The sequence below is a fragment of the Hyphomonas atlantica corrig. genome, from assembly GCF_017795365.1.
In the GTDB taxonomy this organism is placed as follows: Bacteria; Pseudomonadota; Alphaproteobacteria; order Caulobacterales; family Hyphomonadaceae; genus Hyphomonas; species Hyphomonas atlantica.
The window spans coordinates 391835-417007 of sequence record NZ_CP051254.1 but is presented as its reverse complement, the minus strand read 5'-3'; the positions used below and the strand labels follow the sequence as shown (position 1 = coordinate 417007).

Below are 25173 nucleotides of genomic sequence, written 5' to 3'. Positions count from 1 at the left end.
ATGACCCGCCATTCCCGCCCGTATCGCGACACTGAGCCCGGTGAAGACCGGTACGGATCTCCCAACCCAAAGCGTTATTATCGCTCGCGCCGTGACAAGGTGATCGCCGGTGTCTGCGGCGGCCTGGCTGAACGTTTCGGCTGGGAGCCAATTCTCGTTCGCCTACTCGCTATTCTGGCTTTTTTCTTCATTGCAGGGCCGATCGCGATTATCGCTTACATCGTTGTCTGGATGATCACACCACGGACACCGTTGGGTGGTCGTTCCATCTCACCGGAAGAAGACGCTTTCTGGCGCAGTGTGAATGACCGCCCAAGAGCCACGTTCGGTACGCTGAAATATACTTTCATGGATCTCGACGAACGCCTGCGGGATATCGAACGCAAAGTCACATCTGACGAGTGGCGCTTGCGGAAGGAATTCCGAGATCTGGAGCGCGGCAACTAAGACCACGCCCATAACCCCAACTCTCCGACAAGAAGGACCGGAAAAATGCGTAAGGGGACGCTACTGACAAACAACTGGCTGCTTGGAGGCATTTCTGTCCTCATCTTGATGATGACATTGTTTGTTTCCAGCCTGCATGGTGACACGGCTCTGGAGTTCGGCGGGCTTCAGATGACCTTCGCGCCGCACGAGGAGGGGGGTGTTCGCCTGAGCATCGCCCGCTCTTTCGGCCAGTCAGATTTCACCGCGCTTTAAGGCGCGCAGGATAAGGCGCGAGGGGCTGATGGCTTCCAGCGCCGAAACCTCGGCAGCAACTGGTCCGCCCAGGCACATGGCTGCGAGAATTCGTCCCGCCCAGGGACCCCAGGTAAACCCTCGCGCGCCAAAGCCATTCACCAAGAATATTCCCGGCAAAAGAGGTGCATCTGCTTCGGCGGCGCGCCCTGTTCTCAATCCGGAAAAGGCTTCAAGCATCGCTTCAAGGTTTGGTACGGCGCCGATCAGGGGCAGACGGTCGGCGGTAGTGGCGCGAATTGCTGCTCGTGATGTGACCTGATGGTCTTTCGCGTCGCGTCGCCACCACGGGGAGAGCTTTTTTAGGGCTTCAGCATTATCTTCTCGCGCCGTGTCGCTTGTTGTCGCGTCGGCATCCTGCGGAATTTTTTCGAACGTCGCGCCCCATAAGCGCTCATCGTTCAGGGCTAGGGCGTAGTGTCCGCTGGCCAGAGCATCTGCCTCAACGCGTGCTGCGCCGGTTGCAAACTCTACCTGGCCCAGCCTGCCTTCCAGTTTCAGCCAGTCGAACTGCTGAATGGCGGACATGGCATTGGCCATGATGATTCCATCAAAGGTCTCGCCATTTACGGTCCGGTTGCGGAGGTCGATGTTCACGGTCCCGATCGGTACCCGGACACCTCCGAGAAGGCTCGCGACAATTTTCTGCGGCTCAAGAATCATTGCGCGTTTGTGCAGAAGACCGCCGCCTGAAATGGCCTCGAGGTCTTCCAGCGGCAGAGGTGGGTCAGCGAGCAGTTTGGCAAAGCGGCTCAATTCTGCCGTGTCTTTCGGCATCTGACGAACACTGGTTTCATGCGCGCCATCCATACCTGAATAAGTTTGCCGAGCGGCAAGATAGGCGTCGATCAAAAGGCGCGCCTGAACCGTGTCGCCGGCATCAAGGCGCGGCATCAGCAAGGCGAGAGGGTTGCCACTTGCGCCGCTGGCGATGCCTGCTGGATCAAAGACGGTGACATTCGCTCCACGCACGGACAGCGCATGCGCCGCGCTGGCGCCAGCAATTCCAGCGCCGAGAATGGCGATTCTTTTCGCGGTCGAAGCGCTTCCACGAAGTCCGTATACATCTTGAGCCGGGGTGGGGGCATTGAGTAGCGTGGCTTCCAGCCGTTCTCTCTTTCGCCCATGCCCTTGTGCCTTGGCGACATTGAAGCCCGCATCCGCCAGTCCGCGGCGAACGGCGCCTGCCACGGTGAATGTTCCGATGACTGCGCCCGGTTTTGAGCGCGCAGCGATCAGGCCATAGAGGTCTGATGACCACATCGCTTCATTTTTGGCTGGACTGAACCCGTCGAGAAACCAGGCGTCCGCCTGAAATCGACTTTGCGGCAGCGTGTCATGAATATCGCCCAGATGCAGCGTGAGTGTTATGCCCAGATCTTGCCAGACTTCATGATGCACACGGCGGATGGGCCCGGGCCACGCCGCAAGCAGGCGATCTGCATAAGGCTTCAGTTCCGGCCATATGTTCAACGCTCTGGCAGCGTCGTCGCGGGTGAGTGGGAACCCCTCAAAGCTGACAAAATGAAGCCAGGCATCCGGATGTGGGCGGTTTGCCTGCCACAATTCGCACAGGGCCAGGAAGTTCAGTCCGGTCCCAAAGCCTGTTTCGGCTATTGTGAACTCGTCCCGGCCGGTCCAGGCCTCTGGCAGGCCGCATCCCTTCAGGAACACAGCCCGCGTTTCTGCCAGACCGTCGCCAGCCGTGAAGTAAACGTCACCTGCTTCCCGCGCGACGGGTGTGCCATCGTCTTTCCAGTCGATAGTGGGGTGGGTCAGCAGGCGGGTCATTGCACAGCAGGTAGCCGGGCAGGGGGCGTTTGAACAGACCTCGCGCGCGTCGTGCAACCTGTAGAGGATTTAATCGGATCGCTCTGCCTTCACGTGCGTTGATTGGATGACCGCACTGACGCGGCCGAACACAACCCACGAAGGAGATTGAAATGGACAAGGAGCATGTCAAAGGCGCCGCAAAGAAAGCCGAAGGCGAAATCAAGGAAACTGTCGGCGAGATGACAGATAACAAGAAAATGCAGGCCGAAGGTAAAATGGACAAAGCCGAAGGCGAAGTCCGCGACACCGCAGGCGACGTAAAGGATGCCACGACAAAATAGACTGGCATTCCCTGAACTGAGAAAGCCGCTCCGAGAGGGGCGGCTTTTCCTTGCGTACCGGCTATGTGCACGCCACATAGGGGTCAAAGCAGAAGGTGAACGGGATGACCGAGATCAAGATCACGCGAGAGGACGGAAAGTCCGGAGGACGTTATGTTGCCGTCGTGAACGGTCATGAGGCCGAAATGACCTATTCCAGAGCAGGCACAGAGCGGATCATTATTGATCATACCGGCGTCCCAAGAGAGTTGGGTGGGCTTGGTGTCGGGGTGGCATTGGTCAAACAAGCGGTTGAGGATGCCCGGCGCGATGGAATCAAGATCATTCCACTCTGCCCCTTCGCGAAGGCTCAAATTCAGAAACACCCTGAATGGCAGGACATTCTTGCATGAGTGTGATTACCCACGACGAGAACCATATGCGCTACAGCCACTACGAGGACGGGCTGGAAGCCTATCTGACCTATGAGCGTCCGCGCACAGGTCATCGACATATCACGCATACGATCGTGCCCGGCGAATTGGGTGGCAAAGGACTTGGCAAGCGTCTGGTGACGGCTGCGATGGAAGATATCATTGCGGCGGGTGAAACGGTTTCATCATCCTGCTGGTTTGCCACCGCCTTGATCGAGAAAACGCCCGAATGGGCAGCGCTCCGCGTATGACGCAGCCTTTCTGGCAGACAAAAACCCTCGCCGAAATGTCGTCGGAAGAGTGGGAGTCCCTCTGCGATGGCTGCGGAAAGTGCTGCTTATTGAAACTGGAAGACGAAGACACCGGTGAGATAGCGTATACCCGTCTGCACTGTCGCCTTTTTGATGGTGAGACTTGCCGGTGCGCGGACTATCAGAACCGGAAGAAAATCGTCGAAGACTGCGTGATCCTGACCCCGCAAAAGGTCGAGGAGATCCGCTGGATGCCGCAGACGTGCGCCTACCGGCTTATTCATGAAGGCAGGGATTTGCCGGAGTGGCACCATCTGGTCTGCGGGGATCGCGAGCGCATCCACGCTGAAGGTCATTCCATCCGGGGGCGCACGATTTCCGAAGACACGGTTTTCGAAGAAGACACTGAAGACTGGATTGTCGACTGGGAAGGCAATGAGCCCTAGACGCCCACAACTTCGCTGTTCGTCGCTTCCGCTTTGAGCCATTTGATGAAATTGCGCACATCCGGGGTCAGGTGACGCCCTTTCGGGTATACAATCCAATAGCCGAAATCGATCAGGTGCGAGCCGTCCGCAAACGGTGCAACCAGGCGCCCTGAAGCAAGGTCTGCCGCGGCGATGGCGCGTTTTGCGAGCGCGACCCCGCGCCCGGCGGCTGCGGCTTCGATCACAAGGATTGCCTGATTGAAGCGCGGCCCTCGACTTCCATCCACGTCTGTTACATTGCGCGCGCGCAGCCAACTTGCCCAATCCGGGCAGGAGGGATCATTTTCGTTGCTTTCATCATGGATCAGCGTGTGATGGCGCAAATCGGACGGCTTGCGGATGGCGTCAGGGCCGTCCAGCAGGGCGGGGGAGCAAACTGGCAGGACCGTCTCGTCCATCAGTTTTTCTGATTTCAGCCCGTCATAATTTCCGCGACCGTAGCGAATGGCAAAATCGGCATCGGCAGTGGTGAAATCAGTCAGCCCCATATCTGCGCTGATCCAGGCTTCCACGTCTTCATGGTCCCGGTGAAACCCATCAAGACGCGGGGCCAGCCATTTGGCGGCGAAGGAAGGTGCCGAGGAAACCATGACCCGGCCTTTTCGCGCAGGCGCCTGCATGATGCGGCCAGCTTCAGAAATTCTCTCAAATGCGTCGCGCACAAGGGGCAGGCTTGCCTGAGCGGCATCTGTCAGCAAAACTGAACGGCCGGTTCGTTTGAACAGTGGCGTTCCGGCGTATTCCTCCAACTGCCTTATCTGTTGTGAAATGGCGCCGGGCGTGACATTCAGTTCCTCGGCAGCCTGCGTGAAAGACAGGCGCCGCGCGGCAGCTTCAAAGGCTCTCAGCGCATTCAGGGGAGGCAGTCGGTCGGTTGGATCTGACATGGATAGTTTCTCTAAAGGATCGCTGTAGGGGTTCATGGTTGCGTCCGCCGCGTCAAGAGCCATTTTGACATTCGACTGATCAGCTAACCTAAATGAGGTCCGCCCGCATGCGCCAGTTCCCGGCTTTCTTCAACATGGATGACGCGCGCGTCGTCGTGTTTGGCGGCGGAGAAGAAGCGCGCCGCAAGGTGCGCCTGCTCGCAAAGACGCCAGCGCAAATCACTGTAATTATTGGCAAAGATATCGATCCAGGTTTCGCCGAGGAATTTGCGGGGCGTATCACGATCGCGCCTCAGAGCGAGGCTGGCCCGGCACTGGATATTGCCCGCTTTGCGATTGTCGCCTGCCGCATCGACGAAAATACAGAACGATCGATCACATGGGCGCGCCAATATGGGGTGCCTCTGAACGTCGTCGACCGCCCTGAATTGTGCGATTTTACCGTTCCGTCCATTCTGGACCGGGGTGAGATTGTCGCGGCTGTTGCTTCCGGTGGATCTGCTCCTGTGCTCGCAAAATCAGTGCGCGCCAAGCTCGAAGGCCTGCTGCCGGCACGGATCGGTGATCTGGCTGAACTGGCGGGTCGGATGCGAGACGAAGTGAAGGAGAGATTGCCCAATGCTGGCGAGCGCCGGCAGTTCTGGGAATCTGTGCTGAATGGCAAGGCCGCTGAGCTTGCCTATGCGGGAGAAATTGAGGCTGCTGAGCAGGCTATGCGAGACGCACTCAATGGTCGTCGCGCACAGGGCGTGGTGCATTTGGTCGGGGCCGGTCCGGGTGATCCGGAATTGCTGACATTGAAAGCGCTACGCCTGCTTCAGGAGGCCGATATCGTCTACTTTGACCGGCTGGTGAGTGACGAGATTCTTACTCTGATCCGCCGGGATGCGGACCGTGTGCCGGTTGGCAAGAGCAAGGGCGATCACTCCGTACCCCAAGAAGAAATTCACGAGATGCTGATCCGCTCTGCGCGTGATGGCAAGCGTGTCGTTCGCCTCAAAGGCGGTGATCCATTCATTTTCGGTCGCGGCGGCGAGGAAATGGAAGCTGTCCTGGCCGCGGGTGTTGAGGCGTTTGTCGTGCCAGGCATTTCGTCTGCGCTTGGCTGCGCAGCGCAGGCGGGCGTGCCGCTTACCCATCGCGATCATGCGCAGAGCCTGACCTTCGTGACCGGACACGCAAAGTCTGGCGGTGTGCCAGACCTCGACTGGGAATCTCTCGCCAAACCGAACCAGACCGTGACAGTCTTCATGGGCGTTGGTACAGCCGCCGCGATCACAGACAAGCTGATCGAAGCCGGGCGCGCGCCTGACACGCCTGTTGCTGTCATCGAGAATGGCACGCGACGCGATGAGATTCAGGTTTTTGGAATTCTGGCGGAATTGCCGGACCTCATCACAGATAACGGCATCAAGGGGCCGGCCCTGCTGATCATTGGCAAAGTGGCAGGTTTGCCATTCGCCAGCGGCACAATCGCTCAGGCTAATCCGGTCCAGCAGGAGACTTTCGCATGACATCCGTCCGCCCGAAACTTAAGCCAGAGACACCGAAGGCAGTAACCGCTTGGGAAACGGCCACAGGTGAAAATGTCTGGATGACCGCCGATGGGGGCTGGACCAAGGATCCAGCCCAGATCGGAGCGTTCACAGGTGAGGAGGCCGAAGCCCGCCTTGCTGATGCGCAAGGCCAGGAAGGGCAGGTTACCGACCCTTACTTCATGGAAGTCACGGAAACCGGTGGTATTACAGGCCGGGAAACGTTGCGCGAGACCATTCGTGCGACCGGGCCGACCGTTGCATACGGGGACGCTGGCTGATGCCAAATCGCGAGATTACGCGTTTGACCCTTTACGGAGACTCCATCTCCGGCAATTGCATGAAGCCGAAATGGACGGCCGACTTGCTGGGCATTGCTTATGACTGGGTTGAGGTAGACATTCTTCAAGGCGGTACGCGCACGGAAGACTTTTTGTCTGTGAACCCGGCCGGTCAGGTGCCATTGGCGCGCTGGCCGGATGGCCGCGCTTTGCCGCAGTCCAACTCCATCATGCTTTACCTCGCCGAAGACGCTGGCAGCGAGTTGGTACCTGCGGACTCATTCAAGAAAGCACAGATGATGAGCTGGCTGTTCTGGGAGCAGTATTCGCATGAGACAGCGATTGCCGTGCGACGATTCCAGAAACACTATCTCAAGACACCTGAGGACCAGATCGATCCGCAGCTCATGGCCAGAGGGCGACGCGCCCTCGGAGTGATGGAGCTGCAACTGACTTATACGGACTGGTTGGTCGGTGATGCGATGACACTCGCAGATATCGCGCTGGTCGCCTATACGCGCGTCGCGCATGAAGGCGGCTTTGACCTGAGTGAATTTCCCTCCGTCGAACGATGGGTCAGCCGCACAGAAGCGGCGCTTAATATCCCGCATGCAAAAGAGGCTGCGTAATGTATCGTTATGATGAATTTGATGCTCGGATCGTGTCCGAGCGTGTCGCGCAATTCCGGGGGCAGGTGGAACGCCGCCTGGCTGGAACGCTGCTCGAAGATGAATTCAAACCGCTGCGCTTGCAGAATGGAGTGTATCTCCAGCTACATGCCTATATGCTGCGTGTTGCCATTCCCTATGGCCAGTTGAGCGGTCGTCAGCTGCGCCAGCTCGCAGTTGTCGCGCGGGACTATGACCGTGGTTATGGCCACTTCACGACCCGTCAAAACATTCAGTTCAACTGGGTTGCCCTGAAAGATATTCCCGATGTGCTGGCGAAGCTCGCGGAAGTAGAGATGCACGCAATTCAGACCTCGGGGAATTGCATCCGCAACGTGACGTCTGACCATTTTGCGGGAGCGACAAAAGATGAGTTGATGGACCCACGTCCGTGGTGCGAGATCATCCGCCAATGGAGCACATTTCATCCGGAATTCGCTTTCCTGCCACGGAAATTCAAGATTGCGGTCACGGCCGCCGAGCATGACCGGGCCGCGATCCGCGTGCACGATATTGGCCTGCACATTCGCAAACGCGGCGACGTTGTCGGGTTTGAAGTGCATGTCGGTGGCGGGCAGGGGCGTACGCCACATCTGGCGACGCTCGTGAACGAATTCGTGCCTGAAGCCGAACTGCTCGACTATCTCGAAGCAATCATGCGCGTGTACAACCGCTTCGGTCGCCGGGACAACAAGTACAAGGCGCGCATCAAGATCCTGGTGAGTGAGCTGGGTGAAGGCGAGTTCCGCCGCCTGGTGGAAGAAGAGTATGCGGCGCAACGCCCGCAGGAGAAAATCGATCTTCCGCAGGCGGAGATTGATCGGATTCACGCCTATTTCGCGCCTCCGGCCCTGGCTGAAAAACCTGCAACGTCTGATGCATTCGAGGCGCTCAAGGCCGAAAATCCGGAGTTTGCGCGCTGGGCGCGCGTGAACTTGCATCCGCACAAAACCGATGGTTACGCGTCTGTTACGGTGAGCCTGAAGCCGGTCGGCGGTCTTGCCGGGGACGCGACGGATGCGCAGATGATGACGGTCGCGCATCTGGCTGAGACCTATGCGTATGATGATATTCGCGTTAGTCACGCCCAGAACCTCGTCCTTCCGCATGTGGCGCTGGATGACCTGCCGGATGTGTACCGCGAGCTGAAAGCGGCTGGCCTTCACACCGCCAATGAGAGCCTGATTACGGACATGATCGTCTGCCCCGGCCTCGACTATTGCAACCTTGCCAATGCCCGGTCCATTCCGGTTGGTCAGGCTGTCCAGCAAGTCTTCGCTGATCCTGATTATCAGGAGGATATTGGCCGCCTGCACATCAATATTTCCGGCTGTATCAACGCTTGTGGTCACCACCATATCGGCCATATCGGCATTCTGGGCGTCGATAAGAAAGGTGAGGAATTCTATCAGATCACCTTCGGCGGCCGCGCCGATGAGAAGGCCGCGATCGGCTCGATTGCCGGGCCGGGCCTGAAAGCCGATGATGTTCCGAACGCGCTGAAACGCGTCGTGGATACCTATCGCGACCTGCGCTCCGACAAGAGCGAATTGTTTATCGAGACGTTGGCCCGCCTCGGCCATGATCCCTTCAAGGAGGCGCTTTATGCCGCTGATTAAAAACGGCACGGAGATCGACGATATCTGGGCTTATGTGCCCGATGAGGGAGAGCTGTCCCCTGGCGGATGTATTACAGTTTCGCTGGCACGTTTTCGCAGCGAGACGGACGTGCTGCTTGCACGAAATACCGATATCGGCGTGCGTCTGGAGCCGGGCGATGATCCTCATGAGTTGGAGGAGCATCTGGAGCGTCTCCAGCTGATCGAGATCAGTTTTCCTAAATATACCGACGGGCGTGGATACTCGCAGGCGCAGCTACTACGCCGTCGCTTCGGATATACTGGAGAGCTGCGCGCCGTCGGCCACGTCCTGCGGGATCAGATATTCTATATGAACCGTTCAGGCTTTGATGCTTACGAGACCGACCGCGCTGACCTACATGAAGTGCTGAACGCATTGAATGAGTATTCCGAGGTCTACCAGCCCGCAGCGGGTGAGCGGACGCCGGTCTACCGGAAGAGACACGAAAGCTGACCCTTATGCCTTATGGCGACAGCCTGACCCGCAAGAACGAGACGTCGGACGCCCGGCTCGCGCGCTTGAATGCCGAGCTGCGGGATGCGTCCGCGCAGACGATCTTGCGCGTTGCCATGATCCGTGAATGGCGCGATGGCTTGACCTATGTGTCCAGCTTTGGCGCGGAAAGCGTGGCCATGCTGGCGCTGATCGCTGAAGTGAAGCCGGATCTGCCGATCATCTTTCTTGAGACAGGTATGCATTTCCCGCAAACGCTGGACTACAAGGACGAGCTGATCGAAAAGCTGGGCCTTACGGGCGTGCGCGAAATTCCGCCGAGCGAGACAGAGCGCAAGGTGCTCGATCCGAAAGGCATGCTCTGGAAGACTGATCCTGATGCGTGCTGCGCCCTGCGCAAGGTTCGCCCGCTGGAGCCTGCTCTGGAAGGCTTTGATGCATGGATCACCGGCCGCAAACGCTTCCACGGCGGCGCCCGGATGAGCATGCCGGTCTTCGAGTTTGCAAATGGTCGCTACAAGGTGAACCCGCTGGCAAACTGGACGCCTGAAGATGTTGAGCTGCTCATCAAGCAGCGCAACTTGCCGCGTCATCCGTTGGTGGCGCAGGGCTATCCGTCCATCGGCTGCTGGCCGTGCACGAAGCCGTCTGACAATCCTGACGATCCCCGCGCTGGACGCTGGGCTGGTCAGGAAAAGACCGAATGTGGCCTCCATGTCGACAAGACAGAGCGCCCGCGGGTTTTCTAGACGGCTGCAGTGAACACATGTGACAAAGCGATCGCTCCGGCGGTCGCCACGTTCACACTGTCAAAGCCTTCTGACATCGGGATACGCACCGCCCGGCAGGCTGCGATCACTTCGTCTGGCAGGCCGGGGCCTTCTGCGCCTAGCAGGATCGCAAGCCTTGCCGGAACGGGCAGGGAGGTGAGCGATGCCGCGTCCGTGCGGGGCGTCATCGCCCAGACTTCATAGCCCGCCGCTTTCGCCGCGTTCACCATGTCCAGGCCCGTCCCGCCTTGGGCATAGGGCAGCCAGAGTGTGCTGCCGGACGAAACGCGGATGGCCTTGCGATAGAGCGGGTCGCAGCATTGCGCGTCCATCAGCACGGCAGAAGCGCCAAAAGCAGTAGCGTTGCGAAAGCAGGCGCCAATATTGTCATGGTTTGACAGGTCCGACAGCAGCAGGAGAGTCGAGGCTGCCGACACGCCGCTCTCCAAAAACGCGGCCGGGTCCGGAATTTCCCCTTTCAGCCCACAGGCCAGCACGCCGCGATGCATCGGGAAGCCAGTCACCTTGTCCATCACACTCTGAGGCGCCGTATAAACCGGCACGTCTGCTGGAACCCGCGCCAATAGTTCCGCCAGTGGCTCGATACGGCTATCGGTAATGAAGATGCTTTCCAGCGCGAACCGGCCCCGTCGTACCGCAGTTTCGAGTGTCACTTTGCCTTCTATAATGAAGCGTGCGCCGTGACCTGAGGTCAGATCCTTTTCCCGGATTGATGTGTACGCTGCAAGTCTAGGGTCGCCTTCATGATCGATTGGGATGGGGGGCATGTTTCAGACGGGCCTTGGACAGGGAGAAGACTGGAGGGTTTTGGGGCGATGTGCGGGAGGATTGACTGCTTGTCAAAATGCTAACCGGCATGTCGCCTTCCTGCCGTAGGTGCTTCAGAGCAAGAAATTCCCCAAGCAGGAGAAAAAATTCAATCTCCGCTATTGAGAGCGCAATCATAAATAGATAGAAGACGGGCTGTTATTCGATTCTGCCGGCTGGGATGGGGGCAGGGATGAGTGTGATGATGAAGTCGTTGATCGTGCTGTGGGAGCATCGTTTTGCGCTCACATTGATTGTGCTGGCGATGGCATTCCTGACGATTACTGCGGGGCGGCAGTTGCAGCGTTACGGAGATTACAAGGAGGTGGTGCGTCGCCAGGGCGATCAGAACGCGCAATTGGTGAATTGGGCCATAAGTGGAGAGCGCCCCGTTCTCCTGGATCAATTGCCGGCATCGGATGCCGACAGGTTCGTGCGGCTGAATACGGCAGAGATGACATTTGCCGTGTCCGATCCTGTCTGCCATCCTCATAGACCGCGGTCGTTCATCGGCTCGCGGCCTCATCCAACCATGTGCCCTCATACATTGCATGCGGGAGAGGAGACGAACCCGTCGGACTATGTATGTGAGACGGCTGTAAGCTGGTCACCAAGAGACCAGAAAAAAGCGGTCCCCGAAAAGGAGACCGCCTGTTTGGTTACAATCTGGACGCCGGAAAAGCAGGGCTACAAATCAGTAAAAGCAACGATGTTCTGGCCTGCGCACCTGTCCTCCGGAACCGATGCGGCAGCCGAGTCCGCTCGTTTAGAGGGCGTAAAGTCAGCTTCCGCAGATCACTAGCAGGGCAGTTTATGCTGTGCCGGCCGCAGACGCTGATGCCAGCCCCTGTTCTTTCGCCATGCGTTTCATGGCCTTCTGCAACTTCTCAAACGCACGCACCTCGATCTGACGAATACGTTCGCGGGATACGTTGTAAACTTCCGACAATTCCTCAAGTGTTTTCGGCTCTTCCGAAAGACGACGCTCGGTTAGAATGTGGCGTTCGCGCTCATTCAGGTCTTCCATGGCGGACGTTAGCAATTCCATCCGTGCATTGAATTCCTGTTTGTCTGCGAACTCTTCAGCCTGGCCCTGATCATCGTCAGCCAGCCAATCCTGCCATTCCATATCGCCATCCGTGCCCATCGGCACGTTCAGGGACGCATCTGAACCGGACATCCGCCCGTTCATCGAGTAGACCTCATTCTCGGTCACGTTCAGCTTCTCGGCGATCAGCTTGGCCTGTTCCGGCTTCAGGTCGCCCTCGTCAAGCGCCTGCATCTCGCCTTTCAGGCGACGCAGGTTGAAGAATAGTTTCTTCTGTGCGGCAGTTGTGCCCAGTTTTACCAGACTCCAGCTACGCAAAATGTATTCCTGGATCGCGGCACGGATCCACCACATGGCGTATGTTGCAAGGCGGAACCCCTTATCAGGGTCGAATTTCTTCACGGCCTGCATCAGGCCGACATTCCCTTCGGAGATAACTTCGGCCATCGGCAGGCCATATCCGCGATAGCCCATCGCGATCTTCGCGACGAGGCGCAGGTGAGAGGTCACCATCTTTTCGGCTGCTTGCGTGTCTTCCTGCTCACGCCATTGACGCGCAAGCATGAATTCCTCGTTCTTCTCAAGCATCGGAAATTTGCGGATTTCCGTGAGGTAGCGGCTCAGGCCCTGTTCAGGGCTGAGGGTCATGCTCGTACTGGCGGCAATCTTGTTTGCCATAGTCAAATCTCCTCCTTTGCAGACCAACCCCGCGTCGCGGCGATCGTTCCGGCATTCAGGTGTATTGGGTGTTTAGCCCTGCTTTGCAGCGGCGTCGTCCCGTATTGTCCGCATGAATGTCATCGCGGATTAACATAAATAAGAAGGCCTTCCCGGAATTTGAAGGCTTTTTTGGTGGCGGGCTGTCTCTCGAATTGTTGTCTGCAATCTTCCACTCAAAATTGGGGAACCGCATCGCAATCCGAAAGGTTCTTTGAGCAATAACAACTCAGGAACACACCCATGAATACCACATTCAAGGATAGACAGGAAGCGACTGTCACGCCGACCGAGGCGTTTCGGAAATTCGTGAAGTCTGACGAGTTTCCTTGTATTGGCGCGAAGTCCGCCATGGTCCGGGATCAATTGATGATTGCGGAGTTCGGGGAGATCGACTCCGCAGCCGGTGATATCAAGTTGCGACTGGCGCTGGAGACATTCATCGACCAGCTCGATTTCGACTCCCCGGTCGTTCAGTCGTTTGTCGCGATATTCACCGGGCCAAACGATTTGCTGGAAGATGAATTCGAGCACGCGTTGTGGAACCGTCTCCAATCCCTGCATAACCTTGATGTGGTGGATGGCAGGGGATGGGCGGAGAACGCCGACAGGGACCCTCAGTCTGCGCATTTTTCCATGGGGTTGCTTGGAGAGGCCTTCTTTGTGATAGGCCTGCACCCGAATGCTTCGCGGCCCGCGCGACGATTTCGGTATCCAACCCTCGTCTTCAACTCGCATGAGCAGTTTGAGCGGCTTCGCCAGGACGGCCGGTTCGAGAAAATGAAACAGATCATTCGGGCGCGTGACGAAGCTCTTGCCGGGTCCGTCAATCCGATGCTGGCCGACTTCGGCAGTGGATCGGAAGCCGCGCAATATTCCGGTCGCGAAGTCGGACCAGACTGGAAATGCCCATTCACGCCCCAGGAGCCCATCAAATGATCCAGCGCATTCCCCCGAAATCCGGCGTAGCCTTCATCCTCCGCAAAGGCCAGCGCCTGACCGTGACAGATCCGGAAGGCGAGCAGGTCAGTGATCTGGTCGCCTACAATCTCGATGACCGAAAGGAAGTCATCTCTTCCGGGCGTTCGCTGGACTATGCCGGGCGCATGTTCCTTACCACTGGTGACGTGCTGTACTCAAACCGTAGTCGTGACATGCTGAAGATCGTAAAGGACGAGGTCGGGCGACATGACTTCACGCTTACGCCATGTTCGAAGGACACATTTCGCAAGCTCTACAATGAGGCAGATCCGCAAGGCGGATGTCAGGAAAACCTGGAAGCTGCTCTGTCTGAATACGGTATTGGGCCAGACGATATCCCCATTGCGTTCAATATCTTCATGCATGTGGCGATGGACCCCGACACCGGAAAGATCAGTGTGCTGCCACCCTTGAGCAAGGCGGGGCAATCGATCGTTCTCGAAGCCTGCATGGATTTGATAATCGGCATGACCAGCTGTTCTGCCGGCGAGTCCAACAATTTTGTTTACAAGCCCATAGACTATCAAATCGGTTCGGGTGTGGTCTGATGGATATTTCGGCAATCTTCTATGATGGTTGGAAAGACCTGGTAAGGATCGTTCTGGCGGCGCCCGCCATCTATTTCACCATTATTGTGTTTATTCGATTGGCGGGGAAACGGTCCACGTCCCAGATGAATAATTTCGATTGGGTCGTCACCGTGGCGCTCGGGTCTATTGCTGGTGCGGGTATCACCAGTAACTCGGTGACAGTATTTGAAGCATTGCTGGCCATCGCGACTTTGCTCACCATACAATGGGCGTTAACTTTCATGATCGCGCGCTCAATCGGTGTCGAAAAGCTGGTCAAATCCAGCCCACGGCTTCTGGTGTATCGGGGCAATTATCTGGACGACAATATTCTCGACGAGCGACTTACCCGATCCGAGATACTCTCTGCCCTGAGAGAACATGGATTAACGCAAGTGGAGCAAGCCGAAACGGTTGTGCTTGAAACCGACGCATCATTCAGCGTTATTGCTCGTGACGCCGGGAAGGTCTCTGCAGATGTCCTGCGCAGATCGGTTGTCGGGGTGCCAACGTCGGACACGCGCTGAGTGCGGTGTCTGTCACAATAAATTCACATAAAACAATGCGTTGTAACCTGCTGTAAACATTGTTGGTTACCAAGTTTTCAGAATGTCCTGTTAGTACGATACCCAGAGTGCCTTGGGTGGGGCAAATGGGTTTGTTATGAAGTTTCGCTCCACGTCCTGGAAGCATTTTCCGCCTTTGTCGGTGGATGACAGCTTTGGTGCGCTGTCAGCTTTTTTCGTTAGTAATCCTGAGGCCACGCTGTGTCCGGTTGTTGACCGGCGCGGTCGACCGAACGGGTTTGTTTCCCTTCAGGCGTTTCAGCGCATCATATCCAATCCCTACGGGTACGCACTGAATCAGAAGAGGGGGTTGGCCGCGATTCTGGACCGAAACCCGCTTGTCCTGGAACTCAACGATGACACGGCATCGGTTTTCAGCAGTATTCGAGACAAGTCAGATCTCCTGACGAACGGGTTGATCCTCGTGCATGATGACGGTGTATATGCAGGGTGCCTGAATGCGTTGGGCGTCTTTCATGCGCTCACCGAAATACATGCCAACATGCTCTCTGATCTCAAGGCAGAGATAGTAGAGCGCGAACGCGCCGAGCAAACGGTTCGCCAACTGGCCGATACGGATCCTCTGACCCGCATCCTGAACCGTCGTGCCTTCATTCGTGAAGTCGAGGCACTGATCCATGCACAACAGCCTTTCACCTGCGCGTTGGTCGATCTGGACCGTTTCAAGCCACTGAACGACCGGTATGGCCACGCAGTTGGCGATCATGTGCTGAAAGAGCTGGCGCGGAGGCTGTCCGAGGCTGAGGGGTGCCGACTGGCCTGCCGCCTGGGCGGAGACGAGTTTGCATTTGTTATATGTGATGCCGATGCCTCCGAGATTGCAGCGCGAGCGCAGAGTGCAATTGTTTCTCCTATCGAGACCGATCTGGGGCTGGTCTCGGTCGGTGCCTCAATTGGCCTTGCGTCCTATCCCGATGACGCTGTTGATGAAGTCAATCTGATGTATGCCGCCGACAAGGCAATGATCCGTATAAAGTCTGAAGGGGGTGGGATCGCTGTCTTCGACAGGCGTATGGATTTGTCAGACATGGACGCGCAGGAGTTTGACAAAACAATCATCAGCGCCGTGAAGGACAACCGCTTCCAGCCGGCGGTCCAGCCCATCCTTGATCTCCGGTCCCATTCCGTGGCCGGATACGAAGTCCTGGCACGCTGGCCAAATAGTGGCTTGAAGCGGCAACCGTCACCGAAGCAGTTCATGCCTCCGGTGGAGCGTCTCGGGCTGATTGACAGCTTCTTCTGGTCGATGCTGAATCAGGCTTTACGGTGGCTGCCCGATGGCCGGAGCTTCCTGTCCTTCAACGTGTCGCCCTCGCAGCTCACCTCACTGGAGTTCTCGGACCTCTTCCTCAACGCGCTACGACGTCACAAGGTCGAGCCGTCCCGCATTGAACTTGAAATTACCGAGAACGTCCTTTTCCGGAATATCGATACCAGCAAGCAGGTGCTCGGAAAGATTGTCGATGCCGGTGTGTCATTGGCTCTGGATGATTTTGGCACGGGATACTCGTCTCTTTCCTTGCTGGAAGAATTGCCGTTCAAGAAAGTGAAGCTCGACAAGAGCCTGCTAGGCAAGAAGAGTGATTCCGGTGTCCTGCCGAAGGTCCTGACAGGCAGCCTGAAGATGTGCCGGGAAATGAATCTGATCAGCTGCGCCGAAGGCGTCGAGACAAGTTGGCAGCTTGAGCAGTTGGCCGCACGCAAATGCGATCTGGTTCAGGGGTTTCTGATTGGTCGTGCCGTATTGTGCAAGGAATTGACGTCGCCATCGGTGATTACACAGGCGTCCTGACAGGCTTCAGCCATCCGTTTCAACGGGCATCATATATGGGGCGTTGAAAGGCGAGGTATCCAGCTCTCCGCTGGTTCTATTCCGCCTCGATCTCAATTCGTTCTTCGGCCAGGTAATCCGTTGATCGCATTTCATGAAGTCGGCTGACGGTGCGTTCGAATTCAAAGCTGCCGTCGCCTTCGGGGTAGAGTTCTTCCGGTTCAGCGGCGGCGCTGGCCACGAGTTTGACCTTCGCCTCGTAAAACGCATCAATGAGCGACACGAACCGGGCTGCCTCATTGCGGTTTTCTGGTCCGAGCGTCGGAATGCCGGATAGAATGACGGTGTTGAAATTTGCAGCAATGGCAAGATAGTCCCGCGACCCAAGCGGACGGGCGCAAAGCTCCTCGAACGTGAACCGCGCAACGCCGGCAGCTTCGCGGTGGACCTCCAATTTGCGGCCCTTGACCGTCAGCACACAATGCTGCGGCTCAGCGCCCAGGGTCAGCCGGTCCCAGGCCTGATCCAGAGCCCTCTCGGATTCTCCGCCCAGAGGCGCGTACCAGACCGGCGCCTCAATCAGGCGGTCCAGTCGATAGTCTCGTTCGGAGGCCAGTTCCATCACGTCGCAATTGGCCTTCAGGTGCTCAATGAAGGGCAGGAAGAGGGGACGGTTGATGCCATCCTTGTAGAGATCGTTGGGGTGACGGTTTGATGTTGCAACGACGGTGACATGGCGCTCGAAGAGGGCCTCGAACAACCGGGCAAGCACCATGGCGTCAGCAATCTGGGTTACCTGGAACTCATCGAAACAGAGCAGGTTCGCCTCGGAGGCGATCTGTTTCGCCACTGGCGCGATCGGGTCGTCGCCAGCTCCCTTCACACGCCACTCGGACCGCTTGCGTTCATCTTCGGAAAGCTTGCGCCATGCATCCAGCCGGTCATGAACTTCGGCCATGAACTCATGGAAGTGAACCCGGCGGCGGGCTTCGACCGGTGCATGCTCGAAGAACAGATCCATCAGCATGGATTTGCCGCGCCCTACGCCGCCCCACATGTACAGGCCCGTTACGGTCTCCGCCTTTGAAAACCACCCACCGGTCTTCCGGTTCGCCAGTCGATGGGCAAGATCATCCAGCACAGCGGCGGCTTCGGCCTGCACCGGGTCCGGCATCAATTGTCCGTCACTGATCCGCGCCTCGTAGCGCTCAATCACATAGCCCATTCAGAGACGCCCATGCAGGAGTGGAAACTTGCCCGGCACCGTCCAGACGGCTTCAGGCTGCTGGTGAAACTTATACAGTCAACTCGATTATTGGAAATGCGTTCCGCTGAGAGAGTATGGCAGTGCGTCACCGTGCTGGCCGCTGGGTGGTTAGCCCAGTCTTTCTGCCACTTGTGTGATCAGGCGAGACCAGGATCCCGGAACCAGCAGGAAAGTCAGTGCAGCCCCGGCCAGCGCGCCGCCCAAATGCGCGCCGTGCGCAATCATCGTGTTCGGACGGCGGGACAGGAAGAAACTGACGGAGATGAACAAGGCGGCGGCCACGATTGCCCACATCGGAATGATGAAGAACAGGCCGAGCAATGCGAAAGGGGCGAGCACGCTGAACGACAGGATGACGCCAGACGTCGCGCCCGACGCTCCAACGGCGCGATAGTCCGGCTGGTCCTTCTTGTCGAAATACTCCCACAAGTTTCCGCCAAGCAGCGAGCCCCCATAGATGATCAGGAATGTCGTCGCGCCGAGGCTGCGCTCCAGCACGCGGCCAAATTCCCACAGAACGTACATGTTGATCAGCAGGTGAGTCAGGTTCACGTGCAGAAAGGCTGACGTCACGAACCGCCACCATTGCCGCCCGTCCCGGATCGGGGCGATCCAGAAGCTGTTGTCAGTGAAGAAGTCGCGATTTGAGAGGCCGATCAGGCTGACCAGCACATTTGCCACGATCAGGCTAATCGTTACCGGGAATTCCATCATCGTCTGGCTGCTCTCCTGTTATGCCGCCAGCAAAAAGCCGCCCGGACGTGTCCAAGCGGCTTAGCAAGGGGAAGGGGCGCTTCGCAAGCGCCCGACAGATTTAGGCGGCGCGGACGGCGGCGGTCTCGGCGGCTGGCATCAGGTCCATCAGGAAGTCTTCGAAGGCATCCGGGCGCTGGATGAAACGGTTGAAGGGCAGGTTGGCCTTGAAGATCGCCTCGGGATGGATGTTTGCGCCGCAGCGAAGCGCGGACTCGACGGCCTGGTCACGCACATCCATGGAGGACACGACAGCGATCCGGTATTTGCCCATATTGGCCACACGAGCGATCGTCATGTCAGGGTCGAAGGAGTCTGGCAGGCCAAGGTCAAGCACGACAAGATCAAAGCGTTCAAGGCGAAGGCGGGACTCTGCGAGCATCAGGGTTGGCGCCATGACGAGGTCGATCTGGACACGAGAACGAGCTGCCTTGTCCGCAGCAATTGCCAGCATGTCTCGAACTGGCTCGTGATCTTCAACCCAAAGAACTTTCATCTACTCGTATCCCGATTAATTTGCCCGCGAAGGAAAGGCTTAAGCCAACCCCCCTGTTGCGTTCACAATGGCACGTGGCTCTTACGTCTTGGTAAAGCGAAACTTTCCGAAGTGTTTATTTTTCAACAGAGTGCGGTAGTTGAGCGGTAAGCTTCCCGCCTCCGTCTCATGCGTTTCACGCTTTCAGGGAATCGCCCGAACCCCTATGTATCTAAAGGGAGATTGGAGTGGCCGTGACACCATGAGTGACGAGAGCCTGACAGCGAAAACACCCGCCTTGCGGGCGTCTGCGTTTCTGGACGCAGAAAAAAATAATGACCAGCATATCGTTGATACGTTGATCGAGGAGCGCTGCCCGCAACTCCGCTCAAGCTGGAGCTGGCCGCTTGTCCGCCCCGTGCTTTACAAGATGCTGGGGTACAGTCGCGCGCGCGAGATGGCGGATACGATCATGCAGCTCAATGGTCGGGACTCATTCGATCATCTGTCAGCGCAGCTCGATTTCTCGCTCGACATTGAGGGGCTGGAGCGTCTGCCTGAATCCGGGCGTGTCATTATCGCGGCCAATCATCCAACCGGTCTGGCCGATGGGGTGGCCGTGTGGGATTTGCTCAAACAGATCCGTCAGGACATCATCTTCTTCGCAAATGCAGATGCCATCCGGGTCAATCCGCGCTTCCAGGATGTCATCATCCCGGTGGAGTGGGTCGCGGAAAAGCGCACCCCGGCCAAGACACGCGAGACCCTGAAGCGGGCGGGGCAAGCATTCTCCGAGGAGAAGTGTGTGGTGATCTTTCCGTCAGGCCGTCTGGCGAAGAAGGAGGATGGCCGACTCGTCGAGAAGGAGTGGTTTTCCACCGTGGTCGGGCTCGCCCGCAAGCAGAACGCACCGATCCTGCCGCTCAATCTCGATGCGTGGAATTCCTGGCTGTTCTACTTATTCAGCGAGCTGAATGGCGAATTGCGTGACATAACCCTGTTCCACGAATTGCTGAACAAGCGCGGCGCCAATGTACGGATGACATTCGGCCAGATGATTCAGCCGGATCAATTACAGGGCGACGTGAACGAGTTGACCGAGAAACTGAAACACCATGTTGCCTACGATCTCGGGCGCGACAACACTGCTGTGTTCCGGCCTTAGCCGTGTGTGGTCGCTTTTTCCGTCATGGGGTTTCGTGGGAGGAATACCACAACGCGCTGAACCTGATCCATCCAAATGGCATTCAGCCGCCAGAGCCGGCCTACAATATCGCGCCCACACAATATGCCCCCATCATACGCATGGCCCCGGAAGGGGAGGATGTTCCCCGCCATGCGATCCAGATGGCACCAGCCATGTGGGGGCTTGTACCCAGCTGGTGGAAGAAACCACTCAGTGAAAAGAAATTTTCCACCTTCAATGCGCGCAGCGAAGGGTTGGAAGCTTCCAACACATTTCGTGGCCCGTTCCGGCATCATCGCTGCCTGATTCCGGCGAGCGGCTTTTACGAATGGACGGGGCCAAAAGGTAAGAAACAACCTTATGCAATCGGGCTGCGCAATCGTCGCTGGTTCTGTTTTGCCGGATTGTGGGACCGGGCCATGATCGACGGATCGGAGATCGATACATTCACAATCCTGACGACAAAGCCAAATGACCTCATGGCAGGGCTGCACACGCGAATGCCGGTGATCCTGCATCCGTCAGACTATCGGACATGGCTGGACGCGGACAATCGCAAGGTCGAGCATCTCTACGAACCATTCCCGACGGCGGACATGCACGCATGGCCGGTCAATCCGGCAGTCGGCAATGTCCGCAATCAGGGGCCGCAACTGATCGAAGAGGCCTAGTTCTTCTTCCAGGCCACCTGATACAGGTCGAGTCGTCGATCCTTCAAATTCTGCACCGCACCCGACTGGCGCGCGGTCAGCAGGTCGGAAATCGACAGATCTGCCAACGCAATCGTTTCGGTGTTTGGCGCAGTGTCTGCCGCCACGCCGTCGCGCGAGAACGGGAAGTCAGATGGTGTCAGGATGCAGCTCTCCGCATAATGAATATCCATGTTCTCGACGTTTGGCAGATTGCCGACGACGCCCGACATGGTGACATAGCACTGGTTCTCGACGGCCCGCGCCTGACAGCAATACCGTACACGCATATAGCCGCGGCGTTCGTCCGTGCAGAAAGGCACGAACAACATCAGCGCGCCCTGGTCGACCAGGTGACGCGCAATTTCGGGAAACTCGCTGTCATAGCAGATCATCACGCCGATTGGGCCGCAGTCTGTCTGGATGACGGAATTGCCGCGTCCGCCCTGGATGTTCCACCAATGGCGTTCCGACGGGGTGGGGTGCAACTTCTGTTGAGTGTGAACGGATCCATCGCGCAGGAAGACATGCGCCACATTCAGGATCTCGCCGTTCTCCATCTGGCTCGGATGGGTGCCGCCGATAATGTTGATATTGTAGGAGACAGCCAGCTTTTCCATGAATTCAACAAAGCGCGGCGTGTATTCCGATATCTGAGCGATGGCGTCGATGGGCCCCAGCGGGCGTTCAGCAAGCGACAGCAATTGCAACGTCACCATTTCCGGGAACACGACGAAATCGCTCTTGTAGTCGGACGCGATGTCCACCCAGTATTCCAATTGGCTTTCGAACTCGTCGATGGAGGTGATGCGGCGCATCTGCCATTGCACGGTCGCGATACGGACGCTTTCGGGCAGCGATGTGTCGCCAAAACTCGTATTGGTCTGGATCTTCTCCTGCGCCAGCGGGTTCTCCCAGAACATGTGCGTGGCATGTCCCATGGAATCCGTGTCTTCCGGCAAATAGTGGCGCAACACGCCGAGCGGCTCGTATCCCTGGTTCAGCTGGAAGGTGATGACCGGATCGCGCAGTTTGGACTCCCGCACGGCCTTCACATAGTCTTCCGGTCTGGGATACTGCTTCGCCTTGCGCGCATAGCCGGGCATGCGGCCAGCGAAGACAATACCTTTCAGCTCCAGCCACTGACACAATTCGCGGCGTGCCTTGTAGAAGCGCTGGCCAATGCGCAGGCGGCGATAGTTAGGGTCGACCGCCACATCCATGCCGTAGAGCACATCCCCTTCAGGATCATGCCGCGCAGCATAGCCGCCGCCGGTGATCTGCATCCAGGTGTGTGGCCCGAAGGCGTGCTCGGAGGCGATCATGAAGGTCGCGCAATGGCCGACAATCGTGCCTTCATACTCGGCTACGAACTGGCCGTCGGGAAAACGGTTGATTTGCGCCATGAGGTGGTCGCGGGAATACTCCTCGCCCTCCCCATAGACTTTTGCGGAAAGGGCCTGCAGGCCCGGAATGTCATCCGGCGTCGCATTGCGGATGATCAGCTTGGCTTTGCTATTGCTCATGGCGAAGAAATGCCTCTGGAGGGATATGGTTCAATGCGGCAGGCGCAGGCTGGCCCTGAGGCCGCCAAGGGGGCTGTCGCTGAGGCGGAGGTCACCGCCATGTGCGCGCGCCGTATCCCGGGCGAGTGTCAGGCCGAGCCCTGTGCCCGGCGTGTTCTGGGTTCGGGCCTCGTCCAGCCGCATGAACGGCCTGAAAGCGTCCTCCCGGCGCTCTGGCGGTATGCCCGGTCCATTGTCGTCGACATGTATATCAGCCGCATGCGGACCGTCCACAAGTGTGATCTGCACATCGGTGGCAAATTTCATGGCGTTCGAGATCAGATTGCTGACCGCCCGCTTGATGGCGAGCGGGCGTCCATTGACTGCAATCTCTTCCGGACCCTTCACAATGATATGCGGTCCAAAGCCAGCGGCGGCCTCCCGCACCAGCTCGGACAAGTCGAGATCGCTTGCCTCGTCGCCTTCCTCGCCGCGCGCGAAGGTCAGGTATTCGTCCAGCATCATCGACATGTCATCGAGGTCCGAGCGCGCCGCCCTGATGTCGTCAGTCTCCTCCATCATGGCGAGGGCCAGTTTCAACCGGGTGAGGGGGGTGCGCAAATCATGACTGACGCCCGCCAGCATCGCCGTGCGTTGTTCGGTAAAAGCGGTCAGACGGTTCTTCATGTCGATTACGGCGCGCGCCGCTTCGCGCACTTCATTGGCCCCCGAAGGCCGGAAGTCGGGAGCGTCGCGCCCCCGGCCAAACGCGCGCGCGGCTTTCGACAGGCGCAGGATGGACCGGACCTGCTGGTTCAGGAACGCAATCGCCAGCGCGATCATGAACAGGGAGAACAGGATCACCCAGACAATGAAGATGTGTGCATTGGCGACGAATACGCGCTTTCGCTCGACAATGATCTCCACAGTGCGCGGCCCGGACGCGAAACGCAGGTGCAGCATGGAGTCTCGTGGATTGAGCGCCGTCTCCACCGGCACGCCCAGCCGCGTCTCCAGTTCATTGTCCAGCGTGCTGCTATAGGCAAACCGGTCCAGATAGCTGGATGATGCCAGCGCTTGTTCCGGACTTCTGCAGGTAAAGGTCAGGTCCAGCCGTTCATCAATGGTGCGATGAACCGAAGGCGAGTCTTCGCGGCGATCACAATAGGCCTGGATCAGGCTGGCATCCCGCGCGATAGACTGGGCCAGCTTGCGGTTCACCTCGGCAATGTGGCTATCGTAATAATACCAGGTCATCAGTGACAGGATCAGCACGACAGGCGTAATGACCATCAGCATGCTGCGGGCATACAAACCGCGCGGTGTGATATCCCTCAGGCGAAACATCATCTCAGTCCGGCATCAGGCGATACCCGATACCGCGCACAGTCTGCAAATGTATCGGTTCGCGGGGATTGGGTTCGATCTTCCGGCGCAGGCGCGTGACCTGAACATCGACAGAGCGTTCCATGCCGGCGGAGGTCAGCGAGGCCAATTGTTCGCGGCTGACGGGTTCGCCGGGGCTGCCGGCCAGCACCGTCAACAATTGCAGTTCGGCTTCCGTCAGCCGGATACGCTTGTCGCCTTCCTTCAGTTCGCCGCGCTCTGCATTGAAGATCAGGCCTGACATTTCGACCTCGGCAGGGGGCTCTGCCTTGTGGGAGCGGCGCAGGATGGCTGCACAGCGCAGGGATAGTTCCTCGGGTTCAAAGGGTTTGGCCAGATAATCATCGGCGCCATGCTTCAGTCCTTCGATCCGGCTGGAGGCCTCGCCCTTCGCGGTCAGCAGCATGACCGGAGTCTCGCGATTGCGACCTTCGCGCATGGATTTCAACAGGGAGAGGCCATCTTCGCCCGGCATCATGATGTCCAGCACCGCAAGATCGAATTCCATCGCGTCCATCATCTTGCGCGCGCCGGCAGCGTCAGGCGCAGATGTCACGCGGTAGCCTTCACGCGTCAGGTAGCGCTTCAACAGATCGCGAATCCGGTCGTCATCATCGACAACGAGAATATGGGCGACATCTTGAGTCATCGTGTGAGCGAATCCAGAACCTTGCGAGCACCTTCAACCGCATCCGGACCTGCGGCGCGATAGGCCAGTCGCAGTCGTTCGCGCAACACAATGGTGATCTGCGTGGTCAGCGTGGTGCCGACGTCCGACAGGGTGAGCGTCCGGCGGCGCTTGTCGCTGGCTTGTTCTCGCTCGCGTTCGATCAGTCCGCGCTTGTCGAGTTCGCCAATGATACGGGCGAAAGTCGGCACCGTCATGCTCAGGGAGTCCCGCAAATCGCCCACCGTCTGGCCGGGCGTGTAGCGTATAGCCATGAGAATTTGCAGCTCTGGCTTGCTCAGCCCAGCCTTGTGTCGCGCCTCTTCTGCGGCTCTCATCAATTCCGCACTGCCGGCCAGCAAGAGTCCCACGCCGCGGTCAAGCTCCTGATCCATAAGGAAAAGGCGCGGATCGAACGGTCTATTCAGGTTGACGTCAGGGGCCATGTTCTGAAATGAACGCAAAAAATGCTATAAGTGCAAGCGAGGAGCGCTGAACTATT

At 57.9% G+C, this 25173-nt stretch carries 30 protein-coding genes; 19 read left to right on the top strand and 11 right to left on the bottom strand.

The genetic code is table 11. The features are described 5' to 3' along the window. Both pspC and HF931_RS02030 read left to right on the top strand, forming a co-directional pair. Positions 1–447 (top strand): envelope stress response membrane protein PspC, encoded by a 447-nt coding sequence (pspC, locus tag HF931_RS02035; RefSeq protein WP_273013138.1) that lies wholly within the window; start codon positions 1–3, stop codon positions 445–447. A 45-nt stretch (positions 448–492) separates the two neighbouring features. Further along, positions 493–702 carry a hypothetical protein gene (locus HF931_RS02030; protein WP_035554317.1) on the top strand — a complete coding sequence of 70 codons (210 nt, stop codon included), beginning with the start codon at positions 493–495 and terminating at the stop codon, positions 700–702. On the opposite strand, the gene mnmC is transcribed toward HF931_RS02030, so the two are convergent. Next, positions 682–2532: an FAD-dependent 5-carboxymethylaminomethyl-2-thiouridine(34) oxidoreductase MnmC gene (gene mnmC / locus HF931_RS02025; protein ID WP_273241670.1), complete on the bottom strand. Its 1851-nt coding sequence runs from the start codon at positions 2530–2532 to the stop codon at positions 682–684. The two genes, HF931_RS02030 and mnmC, sit on opposite strands and share 21 nt — an antisense overlap. Positions 2533–2684: 152 nt before the next feature. On the opposite strand from mnmC, the gene HF931_RS02020 reads away from it, so the two are divergent. The 4 genes from HF931_RS02020 to HF931_RS02005 all read left to right on the top strand — a co-directional run bounded on the left by HF931_RS02020 (position 2685) and on the right by HF931_RS02005 (position 3965). Beyond that, the gene (locus HF931_RS02020; RefSeq protein WP_273241669.1) at positions 2685–2855 is read left to right on the top strand and encodes a CsbD family protein; all 171 of its coding nucleotides are present in this window, start codon (positions 2685–2687) and stop codon (positions 2853–2855) included. A gap of 104 nt (positions 2856–2959) precedes the next feature. Further along, on the top strand, positions 2960–3247 hold the full coding sequence (locus tag HF931_RS02015) for a GNAT family N-acetyltransferase (RefSeq protein ID WP_035554324.1): 288 nt from the start codon (positions 2960–2962) through the stop codon (positions 3245–3247). Then, the gene (locus HF931_RS02010) at positions 3244–3519 is read left to right on the top strand and encodes a GNAT family N-acetyltransferase (RefSeq protein WP_273241668.1); all 276 of its coding nucleotides are present in this window, start codon (positions 3244–3246) and stop codon (positions 3517–3519) included. Before HF931_RS02015 ends, HF931_RS02010 begins: the two co-directional genes overlap by 4 nt. After that, complete coding sequence (locus tag HF931_RS02005) at positions 3516–3965, top strand: YcgN family cysteine cluster protein (protein WP_273241666.1); 450 nt, start codon at positions 3516–3518, stop codon at positions 3963–3965. The genes HF931_RS02010 and HF931_RS02005 overlap by 4 nt, the downstream gene beginning before the upstream one ends. Here the strand turns inward: HF931_RS02005 and gcvA are convergent. Further along, positions 3962–4894 (bottom strand): transcriptional regulator GcvA, encoded by a 933-nt coding sequence (gene gcvA, locus HF931_RS02000; RefSeq protein ID WP_273241665.1) that lies wholly within the window; start codon positions 4892–4894, stop codon positions 3962–3964. The two genes, HF931_RS02005 and gcvA, sit on opposite strands and share 4 nt — an antisense overlap. 107 nt (positions 4895–5001) lie before the next feature. On the opposite strand from gcvA, the gene cysG reads away from it, so the two are divergent. From cysG to HF931_RS01970, 6 genes are read left to right on the top strand one after another with little or no spacing between them, the layout of a single operon-like run. Continuing rightward, complete coding sequence (gene cysG / locus HF931_RS01995) at positions 5002–6408, top strand: siroheme synthase CysG (RefSeq protein ID WP_035554562.1); 1407 nt, start codon at positions 5002–5004, stop codon at positions 6406–6408. Continuing rightward, a complete protein-coding gene (locus tag HF931_RS01990) occupies positions 6405–6710 on the top strand; it encodes a DUF2849 domain-containing protein (RefSeq protein ID WP_273013150.1) in 306 nt (101 codons plus the stop codon). Before cysG ends, HF931_RS01990 begins: the two co-directional genes overlap by 4 nt. Beyond that, entirely contained in the window at positions 6710–7339 is a 630-nt protein-coding gene (locus tag HF931_RS01985) for a glutathione S-transferase family protein (RefSeq protein WP_155841950.1), read from the top strand. Before HF931_RS01990 ends, HF931_RS01985 begins: the two co-directional genes overlap by 1 nt. Next, the gene (locus tag HF931_RS01980; protein ID WP_273241664.1) at positions 7339–8997 is read left to right on the top strand and encodes a nitrite/sulfite reductase; all 1659 of its coding nucleotides are present in this window, start codon (positions 7339–7341) and stop codon (positions 8995–8997) included. The genes HF931_RS01985 and HF931_RS01980 overlap by 1 nt, the downstream gene beginning before the upstream one ends. Next, a complete protein-coding gene (locus HF931_RS01975; RefSeq protein WP_273013155.1) occupies positions 8984–9472 on the top strand; it encodes a DUF934 domain-containing protein in 489 nt (162 codons plus the stop codon). Before HF931_RS01980 ends, HF931_RS01975 begins: the two co-directional genes overlap by 14 nt. Before the next feature lie 5 nt (positions 9473–9477). Then, complete coding sequence (locus HF931_RS01970; protein ID WP_273241663.1) at positions 9478–10221, top strand: phosphoadenylyl-sulfate reductase; 744 nt, start codon at positions 9478–9480, stop codon at positions 10219–10221. Here HF931_RS01970 and HF931_RS01965 read toward each other — a convergent pair. Beyond that, positions 10218–11030, bottom strand: a complete 813-nt coding sequence (locus tag HF931_RS01965; protein WP_273241662.1) for a TrmH family RNA methyltransferase — start codon at positions 11028–11030, stop codon at positions 10218–10220. The two genes, HF931_RS01970 and HF931_RS01965, sit on opposite strands and share 4 nt — an antisense overlap. 242 nt (positions 11031–11272) lie before the next feature. Here HF931_RS01965 and HF931_RS01960 point away from each other — a divergent pair, with 242 nt between their 5' ends. After that, positions 11273–11872, top strand: a complete 600-nt coding sequence (locus HF931_RS01960) for a hypothetical protein (protein WP_273241660.1) — start codon at positions 11273–11275, stop codon at positions 11870–11872. A 9-nt stretch (positions 11873–11881) separates the two neighbouring features. Here HF931_RS01960 and rpoH read toward each other — a convergent pair whose 3' ends face one another. Beyond that, positions 11882–12796 (bottom strand): RNA polymerase sigma factor RpoH, encoded by a 915-nt coding sequence (gene rpoH / locus HF931_RS01955; RefSeq protein WP_035554343.1) that lies wholly within the window; start codon positions 12794–12796, stop codon positions 11882–11884. Between the two features lie 282 nt (positions 12797–13078). Here rpoH and gntA point away from each other — a divergent pair, with 282 nt between their 5' ends. From gntA to HF931_RS01935, 4 genes are all read left to right on the top strand, one after another. Further along, entirely contained in the window at positions 13079–13774 is a 696-nt protein-coding gene (gene gntA, locus HF931_RS01950) for a guanitoxin biosynthesis heme-dependent pre-guanitoxin N-hydroxylase GntA (protein ID WP_273241659.1), read from the top strand. Continuing rightward, positions 13771–14364, top strand: a complete 594-nt coding sequence (locus HF931_RS01945; protein WP_273241658.1) for an urea carboxylase-associated family protein — start codon at positions 13771–13773, stop codon at positions 14362–14364. Before gntA ends, HF931_RS01945 begins: the two co-directional genes overlap by 4 nt. After that, entirely contained in the window at positions 14364–14912 is a 549-nt protein-coding gene (locus HF931_RS01940) for a DUF421 domain-containing protein (RefSeq protein ID WP_206741210.1), read from the top strand. Before HF931_RS01945 ends, HF931_RS01940 begins: the two co-directional genes overlap by 1 nt. Positions 14913–15048: 136 nt before the next feature. Next, positions 15049–16764, top strand: a complete 1716-nt coding sequence (locus tag HF931_RS01935; RefSeq protein ID WP_273241657.1) for a putative bifunctional diguanylate cyclase/phosphodiesterase — start codon at positions 15049–15051, stop codon at positions 16762–16764. Positions 16765–16840: 76 nt separating this feature from the next. Here HF931_RS01935 and zapE read toward each other — a convergent pair whose 3' ends face one another. From zapE to HF931_RS01920, 3 genes are all read right to left on the bottom strand, one after another. Then, positions 16841–17968 carry a cell division protein ZapE gene (gene zapE, locus HF931_RS01930; protein ID WP_273241656.1) on the bottom strand — a complete coding sequence of 376 codons (1128 nt, stop codon included), beginning with the start codon at positions 17966–17968 and terminating at the stop codon, positions 16841–16843. 150 nt (positions 17969–18118) lie between these two features. After that, positions 18119–18724, bottom strand: a complete 606-nt coding sequence (locus tag HF931_RS01925; protein WP_035554352.1) for a rhomboid family intramembrane serine protease — start codon at positions 18722–18724, stop codon at positions 18119–18121. 100 nt (positions 18725–18824) lie between these two features. Further along, positions 18825–19259, bottom strand: a complete 435-nt coding sequence (locus tag HF931_RS01920; RefSeq protein ID WP_035554354.1) for a response regulator — start codon at positions 19257–19259, stop codon at positions 18825–18827. Positions 19260–19500: 241 nt separating this feature from the next. Between HF931_RS01920 and HF931_RS01915 the strand changes: the two genes are divergently transcribed. Together HF931_RS01915 and HF931_RS01910 are read left to right on the top strand one after the other, a co-directional pair. Then, positions 19501–20403, top strand: coding sequence for a GNAT family N-acetyltransferase (locus tag HF931_RS01915; protein WP_273013170.1), 903 nt, complete (start codon positions 19501–19503; stop codon positions 20401–20403). A gap of 2 nt (positions 20404–20405) precedes the next feature. After that, the gene (locus tag HF931_RS01910; RefSeq protein WP_035554355.1) at positions 20406–21095 is read left to right on the top strand and encodes an SOS response-associated peptidase; all 690 of its coding nucleotides are present in this window, start codon (positions 20406–20408) and stop codon (positions 21093–21095) included. On the opposite strand, the gene HF931_RS01905 is transcribed toward HF931_RS01910, so the two are convergent. Genes HF931_RS01905 through HF931_RS01890 form a run of 4 tightly spaced genes read right to left on the bottom strand, consistent with a single transcriptional unit; the run spans position 21092 to position 25042 of the window. Then, positions 21092–22639 carry a GNAT family N-acetyltransferase gene (locus HF931_RS01905; protein ID WP_035554358.1) on the bottom strand — a complete coding sequence of 516 codons (1548 nt, stop codon included), beginning with the start codon at positions 22637–22639 and terminating at the stop codon, positions 21092–21094. The genes HF931_RS01910 and HF931_RS01905 overlap by 4 nt on opposite strands. A 30-nt stretch (positions 22640–22669) precedes the next feature. Beyond that, positions 22670–23911 (bottom strand): ATP-binding protein, encoded by a 1242-nt coding sequence (locus HF931_RS01900; protein WP_273241654.1) that lies wholly within the window; start codon positions 23909–23911, stop codon positions 22670–22672. A 58-nt stretch (positions 23912–23969) separates the two neighbouring features. Next, positions 23970–24653 (bottom strand): response regulator, encoded by a 684-nt coding sequence (locus tag HF931_RS01895; protein WP_273013173.1) that lies wholly within the window; start codon positions 24651–24653, stop codon positions 23970–23972. After that, on the bottom strand, positions 24650–25042 hold the full coding sequence (locus tag HF931_RS01890) for a MarR family winged helix-turn-helix transcriptional regulator (RefSeq protein WP_273241653.1): 393 nt from the start codon (positions 25040–25042) through the stop codon (positions 24650–24652). Before HF931_RS01890 ends, HF931_RS01895 begins: the two co-directional genes overlap by 4 nt. Positions 25043–25173: the final 131 nt, after the last annotated feature.